Source organism: Polaromonas sp., assembly GCF_012927415.1.
Classification (GTDB): Bacteria; Pseudomonadota; Gammaproteobacteria; order Burkholderiales; family Burkholderiaceae_C; genus Polaromonas.
Genome location: NZ_JABBPF010000020.1, coordinates 1 through 11,190 on the forward strand (window position 1 = coordinate 1; position 11,190 = coordinate 11,190).

At 59.6% G+C, this 11,190-nt stretch carries 10 protein-coding genes and 1 pseudogene; 8 read left to right on the forward strand and 3 right to left on the reverse strand.

Annotated elements, in window-relative coordinates; genetic code table 11:
• Positions 1-243: 243 nt before the first annotated feature.
• Positions 244-366 carry a hypothetical protein gene (locus HHJ19_RS01895; protein ID WP_296903594.1) on the reverse strand — a complete coding sequence of 41 codons (123 nt, stop codon included), beginning with the start codon at positions 364-366 and terminating at the stop codon, positions 244-246.
• Positions 367-778: 412 nt separating this feature from the next.
• Here HHJ19_RS01895 and HHJ19_RS01900 point away from each other — a divergent pair, with 412 nt between their 5' ends.
• From HHJ19_RS01900 to HHJ19_RS01915, 4 genes and pseudogenes are all read left to right on the forward strand, one after another.
• Positions 779-1,495, forward strand: coding sequence for a 3-oxoacid CoA-transferase subunit A (locus HHJ19_RS01900; RefSeq protein WP_296903595.1), 717 nt, complete (start codon positions 779-781; stop codon positions 1,493-1,495).
• A 48-nt stretch (positions 1,496-1,543) separates the two neighbouring features.
• Positions 1,544-2,185, forward strand: coding sequence for a 3-oxoacid CoA-transferase subunit B (locus tag HHJ19_RS01905; RefSeq protein WP_296903597.1), 642 nt, complete (start codon positions 1,544-1,546; stop codon positions 2,183-2,185).
• 61 nt (positions 2,186-2,246) lie between these two features.
• Positions 2,247-3,449, forward strand: coding sequence for a 3-oxoadipyl-CoA thiolase (gene pcaF / locus HHJ19_RS01910; protein ID WP_296903606.1), 1,203 nt, complete (start codon positions 2,247-2,249; stop codon positions 3,447-3,449).
• A gap of 175 nt (positions 3,450-3,624) precedes the next feature.
• Positions 3,625-3,975 (forward strand): annotated as a pseudogene (locus tag HHJ19_RS01915) (tripartite tricarboxylate transporter substrate-binding protein).
• Positions 3,976-4,142: 167 nt separating this feature from the next.
• Here the strand turns inward: HHJ19_RS01915 and HHJ19_RS01920 are convergent.
• Positions 4,143-4,781 (reverse strand): trimeric intracellular cation channel family protein, encoded by a 639-nt coding sequence (locus HHJ19_RS01920; protein WP_296903598.1) that lies wholly within the window; start codon positions 4,779-4,781, stop codon positions 4,143-4,145.
• A 130-nt stretch (positions 4,782-4,911) separates the two neighbouring features.
• On the opposite strand from HHJ19_RS01920, the gene HHJ19_RS01925 reads away from it, so the two are divergent.
• Both HHJ19_RS01925 and HHJ19_RS01930 read left to right on the forward strand, forming a co-directional pair.
• Entirely contained in the window at positions 4,912-5,667 is a 756-nt protein-coding gene (locus HHJ19_RS01925) for a sulfite exporter TauE/SafE family protein (RefSeq protein WP_296903599.1), read from the forward strand.
• A 255-nt stretch (positions 5,668-5,922) separates the two neighbouring features.
• The gene (locus HHJ19_RS01930; RefSeq protein WP_296903600.1) at positions 5,923-8,001 is read left to right on the forward strand and encodes a serine/threonine-protein kinase; all 2,079 of its coding nucleotides are present in this window, start codon (positions 5,923-5,925) and stop codon (positions 7,999-8,001) included.
• Positions 8,002-8,144: 143 nt separating this feature from the next.
• On the opposite strand, the gene kefC is transcribed toward HHJ19_RS01930, so the two are convergent.
• Positions 8,145-9,971 carry a glutathione-regulated potassium-efflux system protein KefC gene (gene kefC / locus HHJ19_RS01935; protein WP_296903602.1) on the reverse strand — a complete coding sequence of 609 codons (1,827 nt, stop codon included), beginning with the start codon at positions 9,969-9,971 and terminating at the stop codon, positions 8,145-8,147.
• Between the two features lie 191 nt (positions 9,972-10,162).
• Here kefC and HHJ19_RS01940 point away from each other — a divergent pair, with 191 nt between their 5' ends.
• Together HHJ19_RS01940 and HHJ19_RS01945 are read left to right on the forward strand one after the other, a co-directional pair.
• Positions 10,163-10,777, forward strand: a complete 615-nt coding sequence (locus HHJ19_RS01940; protein WP_296903603.1) for a ParA family protein — start codon at positions 10,163-10,165, stop codon at positions 10,775-10,777.
• A gap of 63 nt (positions 10,778-10,840) precedes the next feature.
• On the forward strand, positions 10,841-11,190 hold a 350-nt coding region (locus HHJ19_RS01945; protein ID WP_296903605.1), incomplete at its 3' end, for a MaoC family dehydratase.

The window sequence follows — 11,190 nt, forward strand, 5'->3', positions numbered from 1 at the left end:
CAGTTTTACCAAGGACACCACGGCCGCCAAAATCGGACCGATCGAGTTGACGGTCAGGGAAAAGGAGTCGGTGAATATTCCGCAGTGGCTAAGCTTGGGGGCTGTGGCGTTGGGTGCGATAGTGCTGGTGGCAGGTTTTCGTAAATCCTGAAAGATAATTGGCCTACCTCATTCACTGCATGTAACTTTGTGCCGTCAAGGAGGCTAATTTCCTTTGGAGCGGCCGGCCGGGAACTGACAGCCTCAGATTCGCTGCACGCTCAGCATGCCGGCGATAGTCTGCGCGGCGGCAAGCAGCGGCCGCAGCATCGTTTGCTGCATGATCCTGGCCCTGCTGCGGTTGGCCTGACCGCTGATGTTGCGCATCGCGACACCCTAGCCGGGGCGTTCTATCACGGGCGCGGCCATAGAAATCATCCCCTCTCCAAGTTACTGGTCCATCTGCGACCGGCCCTGTTAACGAATAAGTGCCATTCTGGCCGCGAGTTCGGTCACGCCAGTCAACGTGAACCAGGTGCGGGTTATGCGCTCCGACGCCTCGATCATTTCTAGCCTGCGCGCAAGAGACTTTACTTGGCTGTAAGGGGGCTCTGGCCCGGAGTGTGCCGGTGTCGAAGGATTGGGCCGCTTGACCGATGCATCAAGCTTGCTGCTTGCCATATTGAATAAAATCTTCTAAATTTAATATACGAGCAATGGTTCCTGTGTCGAACAATTGGATGCCAACAAGTTTTGCTTTTTGGGCGCGGGCGTCTTTTTTTCCCTTGGAGTTGCCTTAATGATCAACAAGATTGCCCTTTCCGTTGCCGAAGCACTGGCGGATGTGAAGGATGGCTCGACTGTGCTGATTGGGGGTTTCGGCACTGCGGGAATTCCGATGGAGCTGATTGATGGACTGATTGCGCAGGGAGCCAAAGATCTGACAGTGGTCAACAACAATGCCGGCAATGCCGAGGTGGGTCTGGCTGCTTTGCTGAAAACCGGGCGGGTACGCAAAATCATTTGCAGTTTTCCACGTCAGGCCGACAGCCAGGTGTTTGACGCGCTGTACCGCAGTGGCAAGCTGGAGCTTGAACTGGTGCCGCAAGGCAATCTCGCTGAACGTATTCGCGCTGCGGGTGCCGGTATTGGCGCTTTCTTCACACCTACCGGCTACGGCACGGAACTGGCCAGGAATGCCGATGGAAGCGCGAAGGAAACTCGCAAAATCAATGGCAGGCCTTACGTGCTTGAACTGCCGATTTACGGTGATGTCGCCCTTGTCAAGGCTGAAAAGGGCGACCGCTGGGGCAACCTTACCTACCGCATGGCGGCGCGCAACTTTGGCCCGGTGATGGCGACTGCCGCTAAAAAAACCGTGGCAACCGTGCATGAAATCGTTGAACTCGGCGCTCTCGATCCTGAAAACATCGTGACGCCTGGTATTTTTGTCCATCAGCTTGTGAGAATTGACCGCGTTGCTACCCAGGCCGGCGGTTTTAAAGACGCGGTTTAAGTTTCTCCCTTTTTTTGTTCCCTTGTAGCCCTACCGCAAGAAAGCTTCATGATCTACCAGAAACGCAGCAAAGACCAGCTTGCGGCGCGCGTGGCGCAAGACATTCACGAAGGCGCGATCGTCAACCTGGGCATCGGCATGCCGACGCTGATTGCCAACCATATTCCTGCCAGTCTCGAAGTCGTGCTTCACAGCGAAAACGGCATTCTGGGCATGGGACCTGCGCCAGCTGAGGGCGAGGAAGATTACGACCTCATCAACGCGGGCAAGCAGCCGGTGACGCTGCTCAGGGGTGGCGCCTTCTTTCACCACGCCGACAGTTTTGCAATGATGCGTGGCGGCCATCTCGATATCTGCGTGCTCGGTGCGTTTCAAGTCTCGGCGACTGGCGATCTTGCCAACTGGAGCACTGGCGAGGCAGGTGCCATTCCAGCGGTTGGCGGGGCCATGGATTTGGCTATCGGTGCCAAACAAACTTGGGTGATGATGGATTTGCTCACCAAAAAGGGCGACAGCAAGGTAGTCGGGCAATGCACCTATCCGCTGACCGGGATAGCCTGCGTCAAGCGCATTTACTCGGACCTGGCGACGCTGGCTTGCTCGCCCCAAGGCCTCAAGCTCATCGACAAAGTCGACGGGCTTGCACACGCCGACCTGGAAAAATTAATAGGACTTCCGATTGCTGTCTGAAAACAGAAAATTCGCCATCAGCCTTTCGTTTTGATTTTTTTACAAAAGCACTTCCATGACCATGCTTCAAGCTTTTATCTGCGACGCCCTCCGCACCCCTTTTGGCCGTTACGGCGGCGCCCTGAGCAGCGTGCGCACTGACGACCTTGGCGCAGTGCCGATCAGAGCCCTGATGGTGCGCAACCCTGGTGTCGATTGGGCGGCCGTCACCGACGTGATCTACGGCTGCGCCAACCAGGCCGGCGAAGACAACCGAAACGTGGCGCGCATGGCCAGTCTGCTGGCCGGTTTGCCGATCGAAGTACCGGGTGCCACCCTTAACCGCCTGTGTGGTTCCGGACTTGACGCTGTCGGTACGGCGGCGCGTGCCATCAAGTCTGGCGAAGCCGGCCTGATGATTGCGGGAGGTGTGGAAAGCATGAGCCGCGCACCCTTCGTCATGCCCAAGATGGATGCCGCATTCAGCCGCAACAACGCCGTGTACGACACCACCATCGGCTGGCGTTTTGTCAACAAGCTGATGAAGGCGCAGTATGGCGTGGATTCCATGCCCGAAACCGCTGAAAACGTGGCCACCGACTTTGGCATCGAGCGGGATGCCCAGGACCGCATGGCGCTGGCCAGCCAGCTCAATGCCGTGGCCGCGCAAAAGGCCGGTCATCTGGCGCGCGAAATCGTGTCGGTGGCGGTACCGCAGCGCAAAGGTGATCCAGTGATGGTGACTCAGGACGAGCATCCGCGCGAAACCAGCCTGGAAACGCTTGCCAGGCTTAAAGGTGTTGTTCGCCCTGACGGTAGCGTGACCGCCGGCAATGCTTCAGGTGTGAATGACGGCGCCTGCGCCCTGCTGCTGGCGGATGAAGCTAGCGCCATCAGGTACGGCCTGAGTCCGCGTGCGCGCGTGGTAGGCATGGCCACGGCCGGGGTGGCGCCGCGCATCATGGGCTTTGGCCCGACGCCCGCCACGCTGAAGGTGCTGGCGCAAACCGGCATCACGCTGGAGCAACTCGATGTGATCGAACTCAATGAAGCGTTTGCGGCGCAAGGTCTGGCCGTGCTGCGCGCGTTGGGTTTGAAGGACAACGACGCGCGTGTCAACGCCTGGGGTGGCGCGATCGCGCTGGGCCATCCGCTAGGTGCCAGCGGTGCGCGCCTGGCTACCACGGCTGTCAATCGTCTGCACGCCACCGGGGGCCGCTATGCACTGTGCACCATGTGCATTGGCGTGGGGCAGGGCATTGCGGTGATCCTGGAGCGGGTGTGAGCTCGATGACTGCACGGTCAATACAGACAATGTTGGTTTCAGGCGCCAGCTCCGGCGCAGGGCCGCGCCATCGCCGAATCCCTGTTGGCGCACGGGTGCCGCGTGGTAAATCTCGCCGACGTCCTTCAAAATTGTCAAGGCGCTGATTGCTTACGCGAAAGCCCATCCGGTAAAGCTGAATTTCGGCTCCTCGGACAACGGCAGGTCCACCCATCTCTCGGGCAAGCGGTTCAAGTCCATGTTCAGAGTCAATATGCAGCAGGTGGCTTGAAAGGGTGGCGCGCTCACCATGATTGACCTGCTCGGCAACCAGATCAACGTCATGTTCGACAACCTGCCTTCAGTCATCCGGAATGAGCGCTCGGGCAAGCTGCGGGCCATTGCCGAAGCTGCTGTGCCCGGCCAGGAGGCCACCTCGTGGTTCGGCATGCTTGCACCCGCCGCAACGACGCCTGCTGTGGTCACGAAGCTTAGTACCGCCTTAGTCAAGGTGCTGGACATGCCCGAGGTCAAAAAGGCAGATTAATGATCAGGGCGCCGAGGTGTATGGCAGAACTCCCCGACAGTTTTCTGCCTCCATTTAGAAAGAGTCGGTGAAATGGGGCGAGGTGGTGCGCGAGTCCGGTGCCAGCATGGGTTGACGACGCAGGCCGCTGGCGGGCAAGGGAGGGCAGAAACCGGCCCGCGCCGGCTTCATACCCGCCAAGCGGGTAGCGCCCAGTTGCGCCACAAGGCCATGGCGCGCAGGCCTGCAGTAACCAGCACGCAGGCCAGCAATGCCGACCAGCCGGGAGCTTCCATTTGCCACAATGCTACGTAGACCCAGCCGCCAGCGAATGCACAGACGGCATAAGGCTTGTGGTCACGAAAAGCCGTGGGAACTTCATTGCAGACCATGTCGCGAAGCACCCCGCCGAACACGCCAGTCGTCAAGCCCATCATTACCGCGACGAGCATGGGCATCTGGTCAATCAGCGCAAGATGAACGCCGGTGGCTGTAAAAAGGCCCAGCCCCAGCGCATCCGGCCACTGAATCATCTTTTCGGTCAATTCGAAATGGGGCTGACGCAGGAACAGCATCGCCAGTACGCACAGCCCCAGCACGCCCCACAACACTTCTACATGTTGCACCCAGAAAAAAGGCCGCCGGTCCAGTAGAAGGTCGCGTAGCGTGCCGCCGCCGAATGCCGCCAGAAAGGCCACGACGCAAACCCCGACGGCGTCCAGGCGTTTGCGCGCAGCTTCGAGCAGGCCAGATAGGGCAAATGCCGCAGTGGCTGCCAGTTCAACCAGCAGTCGCAGTGTTTCTCCCCAGGGTTGCATTTCAGACATGCACCGATTGTCATTGCATACGCGGGATCTGGCACCGCGATCAGAACTTCCGAATGGGTAATATGACGCAGCTTATCAACTTCCGCTCTAGTCCTGCCCGCGCGAGGCAAACCAGAAAGACAGTGCAGCCGTGGCCTTCCCCTTGATCACCGATCCATTTTTTTATGCAGTCGCCATTCCTGCCGTGCTTTTGCTGGGTATCAGCAAAAGCGGCTTTGGCGCGGGCTTTGGATCGCTTGCGGTGCCGATGATGGCGCTGGCGGTCGCGGTGCCGCAGGCGGCCGCCATACTGATGCCGGTGTTGCTCCTGATGGACCTGCTGGGGCTGGCGGCTTTCCGTAAAAATTTCGACTTCACGTTTCTCAAATTTCTCGTGTTTTTTGGCCTCATGGGTACGCTGGTGGGCGCGCTGCTGTTCAAGTTGCTGGACGCCAGGATGGTTGCAGGCATCGTCGGTGGGTTCACCCTGCTGTTTCTGGCGCAGCGCCTGCTGTTTCCTCCTGCCCCGGACAGCCCGCCGCCGCCGAAATGGCTGGGCGCTGTTTTGACCGTCACCTCCGGCTTCACTAGTTTTGTGGCGCACGCGGGCGGTCCGCCCCTGAGTGCTTACGTGATTCCGCTGCGCCTGAGTCCGATCAAATTTACAGCCACCATGGCGTTCTTCTTTTTTGTCATCAACCTGTCCAAGTGGATTCCCTATGCATGGCTGGGCTTGCTGGATCTGCGCAACATGGCGACGTCGGTGGTGCTGCTACCGCTCGCGCCAGTAGGTGTGTGGATTGGCGTGCGCCTGGCAAGGCGCATCAGTTCCATGTGGTTCTACCGTGTTTTGTATGGCGGCATGTTCCTCACCGGTTCCAAGCTGTTGTGGGACGGTTTTCACTGAATCGACAAGCAGCCAGGCGAACTGACGGGCTGTTTTTTTTGTAGTCAATCCAGCTACGGCCGTGTGAGGTTTTTCTGTTTTCGTTGTTATTTTTCCGGTTTCTTGCAACCAGGACATCAATCGGATCGCCGTCAGTTCTCCAGATCGACACAGTCCTGCTATAAACTTGAGGTGGAATTGTATGTTTTGGTTTCAAAACGTGTTAATTGTCCTTTCAGGTCTTTCCAACCGGTCGTTACAGACATAACAACTTTCATGAGTCTCAAGAAGCTGGGTCGCTACGATCTCATCCGGGTGCTTGGCAAAGGCGCGATGGGGTTGGTGTATGAGGGGCGAGATCCTAATCTGGACCGGCGCGTGGCGATCAAAACGATCAGGGTTGAAGACCTTTCGGAACAAGCTGCCGCCGATTATGAGCACCGATTCCGCGTCGAAGCCCGATCGGCTGCGCGGTTGCAGCACCCCAACATCGTCAGTGTGTACGACTCAGACCGAGATGGCGACATCGCTTTTCTGGTCATGGAATTCATTCAGGGCGAAGATCTCAAGCATCACCTTGACCAGGGAAAGCGCCATAGCCTGTCGGAAACGGTAAAGATTATGGACGACTTGCTGTCGGCCCTTGACTATGCGCACCGCCAGAGCATCGTTCACCGCGACATCAAACCCGCCAACCTGTTGATAGAAGCTGACGGGCGTGTCAAGCTCACGGATTTTGGGGTCGCGCGCATACAGGATTCGGGTGATGCTACTCGAACGCAGGGCACGATGGTGGGTACGCTCAAGTACATGTCGCCCGAGCAGGTGCAGGGGCGGCCGGTTGACGCACGGGCCGACCTGTTTGCCGCCGGCATCGTGCTTTACCAATTGCTGACCGGCAAGCGCCCTTTTGACGGCGAGTCCGATTTTGCCGTCATCCAGCAGGTCGTCGGCCATATTCCCGCCGCGCCGTCGTCAGTGAATCCGGACCTGCCACCCGCCATCGATGTTGTCGTGGCCATGGCCCTCGCCAAGTCGCGGGACCAGCGTTTTACCACCGCTCAGGCGTTTGCCGCGGCGTTACAGGCTGCCAGTCGCGAAGCTGCTGACCCGACGATTGTTCCGCCGGCCAGCCCTCCCCGCAAGCGTAACAACGCCACCGGAACCGGGACCGGGGCAGTGTCTGCTGGCGAAGTTTCGATGGGACTGCAGTCAGATATCGGTTTGAGCCTGTCCACGGTGACGCAGGAAGTGGAACTGGTCTACTGGAAGGACATCAAGGAGTCAGATGATGTTGAAGACCTCCAAGGCTTTCTTGCAAAATTTCCGACGGGCATTTACGCGGATCTGGCGCGTCGCCGTCTGCGAAAGCTTGGTGTCCTGGCGGGGGACGATTGCACTGGGGCTGCACAGTCCGGCACCGGTACCTGGGTAATATCGAAAGCTGCGAGCCAAGCAGAAAAGACGGTTTTTATCCCGGCAAGCGATACCGTGAGGCTGGATGCTGTCCCCTTGGGGAATGTGCGTGATCTCCCTCAGCGTTATGACGAAACAATTGTGCTCGAACCGGTGGCCGCCGCCCAAGCCGCCGCTGATAAAGGCCTTGCGGTTGAGGCCGGGCGCGCGGCGGTGGTCGCGGCGATCGCCCAACCGGCGCCGGTGTCTGAAACACCCGTCACGGCTGGCCACGACGGTGACCCGGCGATCCAGCGCAATCGTTCGGAGCCGTCGTTCACACCGTCCAACGGGCCAGCGCCTCGCGCGCTTTCGGAGGGTTTGCCGCCAGCCTCTGGCGCCCGGCGTTGGGTCTGGGCGATGCTGGGCTTGCTCGTTTTGGCGGGGTTCGGATTGGGTGCCAGGATGTTATGGCCAGCGGCAGGGTTGCCGATGGCGCAGTCCGCGGGCTTGGCTGACAAGGAGGAGATCGTTGTTGCGTCGCCACCAGTTCCCACGCTTGTAGCAGCTTCGGTGATCGCTGCAGAGTCAGCGGTGCCGGCCACTGTTGCCTCTGCGCCAGTGAACGGTGCCGCCAAGCTGGCCGTGGTCGCGGCGCCCGAGCCGGCAAAGGCGGTCAGCGAGAGAAAAGCTGTCAATGACAAAAGGACGCCAGCCAAACCCGTAGCGGCAATGGCACTGGCTAACGCTGATGCGGTTGCCACTGCACCCGCCGAGTCTGCTGCGGCTCCCCGCGTGTCAACCACCAGTCCGCAGCAGGCATGCGAGGATCGCCTGCTGATTGCTTTTCAGATGTGCATGGCAGCACAATGCGCCAAACCGGCTTTTGTCGGCCATCCGCTCTGCGTCGAGCGCCGTGCCATGGATCAGCGAAGGCGCGAAGCCCAGCAGTTTCGCTAGGTCCTCTGGCGGTTGAAGAGCAGTCCGCCGCAAAGTGGCTGCAGCGCTCTTTTTAGGCCCCGCCGGCGCGGCTAAAATGCTATCAAAATAATAGCACTGTACAGCCATGAGCAGTGGACCTTTGCCCAATTTCGTTGAAAAAATTAGTCTAACGGGTCGCTGGACGGCTGCTGCGCAAGCTGTTCACGCTCCTGAGCCATCTGGGCTTCCAGTTGCCGCCGTCCCTGCTTGGCTACAGCAATGATTTTTTCGCGGTTATTGCGGTGCGGATACATGCGCTCGAACAGGTCCAGGTTGTGCTCGCGAAAGCGTTCGGCGGCTTGCTGGGCGCTATCGGGCGACTGGCCCAGCAGTTCCAGGACGGTGCGTGCACTGCGCAGGCTGGATTCGAACAATTCGCGCTCAACCCGCGTCACGCCGCGATCGCGCAGAGCATTCCAGTGCGTCACATCGCGAGCGCGCGCCACGATTTGCAATTGCGGAAAGTTCTCCCTGACCACATCCACGATTTTTAGCGACTGCTCCACGTCGTCTACCGACAGGACCAGGATTTTGGCGCTGCCCGCGCCGGCGGTGCGCAGCAGGTCCAGCCGCGCGGCGTCACCGTAGAAAACACGGTAACCGAAGGTCCGCACGGTTTCTATCATCTCGGCGTCATGGTCCAGCACGGTGGCTGAAATGCCCTGCGCCAGCAGCATGCGCCCCACAATCTGGCCATAGCGGCCAAAGCCTGCAATGACGACGGGTGCCTGCTGCTGCTCCGAAATTTCTTTCATCGGCGGCTTTTTGCTGTCTGCATAACGCGGCAGCAGCAGCTTGTCGATGGCCACCAGCAAGAGGGGGCTGATGAGCATGGACAGCGCCACCGCACCGATCAGCAGTGACGCCGTTTCGGCAGAAAATATGTCGGCACCGGCTGCCGCCTGAAACACCACGAAGGCAAATTCACCGCCCTGTGCCAGCAGGAGCGCAAACACCGGCCGTTCCTGGTAGGGAATCTTCATCAGGCGGGCCAGGCCGTAAAGGGCGAGCAGTTTCAGGCTCAGAAAACCCAGCAGGATGGCGGCCATCAGGCCGGGAAATTTCCACAACACGCCAAAGTCGATGCTCATGCCGACAGCGATGAAAAACAGGCCCAACAGCAAGGCTTTGAAGGGTTCGATATCGGTTTCCAGCTCGCGCCGGTATTCGCTTTCGGCCAGCAGCACACCGGCCAGAAAAGCGCCCAGCGCCATGGACAGGCCGACCAGTTGCATCAGCGCGGCAATGCCGACCACCAGCAACAGCGATGCGGCAGTGAAGATTTCAGGCGTGCGGCTGTTGGCGATCCAGCGTAGTACGGGGCGTAGCAGCAGCCGCCCTCCAAGGATGATGCCGCCGATCACGGCCACGATTTTGAGCGCTTCCAGGGCCCGATTCGGGTGGGTCATGGTTTCACCGCCACTTCCCATCGCACCTAGCAGCGGCAACAGGGCCAAAATCGGAATCGCCGCGACGTCCTGGAACAGCAGTATGGAAAAACCGGCTTGGCCGCTGGACGTATGCATCAGGTTGCGTTCTGCCATGACCTGCAGGGAAATGGCGGTCGATGACAGACCCAGGCCCAGACCCGCCACCAGCGCGCCAGGCCATGGCAAGCCAAACGCCATTGCCAAGCCGGTGATCAACGTAGCGCAGCTCAGCATTTGCGCGCTGCCCCAGCCAAAAATCGGTCGGCGCAGATTCCACAGGCGTGTCGGCTGGAGCTCCAGTCCGATCAGGAACAGCATCAGCACCACGCCAAATTCGGCGAAGTGAAGAATGTCCTGCACGTTCGTTACCAGGCCCAGGCCCCAAGGTCCAATCGCAATGCCAGCGCCAAGGTAACCAATGATGGAGCCTAGCCCGAGTTTTTTGGCCAGCGGCACGGCTACCACGGCGGCGGCGAGATAGATGAAGCTGTTGATGAGCCAGGCGGGGGCGTGGTTCATCGTGGCCCCGCGCTTGTCGCCGCGCATATTGCGTTTCCCCTTAAAGAGGCTGGCCTTGCCTGGGGCGGCCCCGAGAGGCGGCCTGTGCTTGCTACGGCAGGGCGATTTGAATTTGTTGAAGCGGTATCCATGCCGTTACGATAGCGGAAAAGCAAGGCAAGGCAAGGCTGTAGCCACAAAGGAGATTTTCAATGTCCGTAGTTGTGATTGCAAATCCAAAGGGGGGCGTTGGCAAGACGACGCTGGCTACCCAGGTCGCCGGTTACTTTGCCAGCCGCGGTCATTCGGTCATGCTGGGGGATTCCGACCGGCAGCAGTCCTCCCTGTTGTGGCTGGGCTTGCGGCCGGCGGCGGCCCGGCCAGTTTCAACCTGGGAAGTGACCGTGGACCTGGTCAAACCACCCCGCGGCACCACGCACGTCGTGCTGGACACGCCCGGCGGCCTGCACGGCAAGCGGCTCAAAGATGTCACCAGGCTGGCCAACAAAATCATCGTGCCGCTGCAACCCAGCGTCTTCGATATTTTTGCCACCCGCACGTTTCTGGACCAGCTGGCCGAACAGCGCAACGCAGGCAAGATCGAGGTCGGCATTGTCGGCATGCGGGTTGACGCGCGCACCATCGCCGCCGACAAGCTGCGCGAATTTGTGGAGACACTGGGACTGCCAGTGCTGGGTTACCTGCGCGATACGCAAAACTACATTCACCTGGCGGCGCGGGGGCTCACGCTGTTTGATGTTGCGCCTGGCCGGGTTGAAAAAGATCTGGAACAGTGGCAGGGCATTTGCAGCTGGCTTCGCCAATAAACGGCTGTCGCCGATCGGACAGGTCCGTGCCATGATGGGCCACCATGGCGTTAAAGTGAGGCGATGAAGACCTTCCAAACCCTGTCCGAACTGGCAGCCTGCAGCGGCCAGGAAGTCGCTGTCAGCGACTGGATCACCATCACGCAGCAGCAGGTCAACCTTTTTGCAGAGGCCACGGGCGACCACCAGTGGATTCACGTGGATCCTGAAAAAGCTGCTGCCGGACCTTTCGGCGGGACGATTGCGCATGGCTTTCTAACACTGTCGCTACTACCCCGGTTTTTCGAATCCTCGTTCGAGATTATTGGCTCGCGCATGGGCGTCAATTACGGCCTGAACAAGGTGCGTTTTATGGCGCCCGTCCCGGTAGGCAGCCGTTTGCGCGCGCGCAGGAAGCTGCTGGCCGCTGTGGC

What these genes read in the sequence shown, in the direction of transcription:
- HHJ19_RS01895 (WP_296903594.1), bottom strand. Translation starts at nt 366, where the DNA reads ATGCGCAACATCAGCGGTCAGGCCAACCGCAGCAGGGCCAGGATCATG.
- HHJ19_RS01900 (WP_296903595.1), top strand. Translation starts at nt 779, where the DNA reads ATGATCAACAAGATTGCCCTTTCCGTTGCCGAAGCACTGGCGGATGTG.
- HHJ19_RS01905 (WP_296903597.1), top strand. Translation starts at nt 1,544, where the DNA reads ATGATCTACCAGAAACGCAGCAAAGACCAGCTTGCGGCGCGCGTGGCG.
- pcaF (WP_296903606.1), top strand. Translation starts at nt 2,247, where the DNA reads ATGCTTCAAGCTTTTATCTGCGACGCCCTCCGCACCCCTTTTGGCCGT.
- HHJ19_RS01920 (WP_296903598.1), bottom strand. Translation starts at nt 4,781, where the DNA reads ATGTCTGAAATGCAACCCTGGGGAGAAACACTGCGACTGCTGGTTGAA.
- HHJ19_RS01930 (WP_296903600.1), top strand. Translation starts at nt 5,923, where the DNA reads ATGAGTCTCAAGAAGCTGGGTCGCTACGATCTCATCCGGGTGCTTGGC.
- kefC (WP_296903602.1), bottom strand. Translation starts at nt 9,971, where the DNA reads ATGAACCACGCCCCCGCCTGGCTCATCAACAGCTTCATCTATCTCGCC.
- HHJ19_RS01940 (WP_296903603.1), top strand. Translation starts at nt 10,163, where the DNA reads ATGTCCGTAGTTGTGATTGCAAATCCAAAGGGGGGCGTTGGCAAGACG.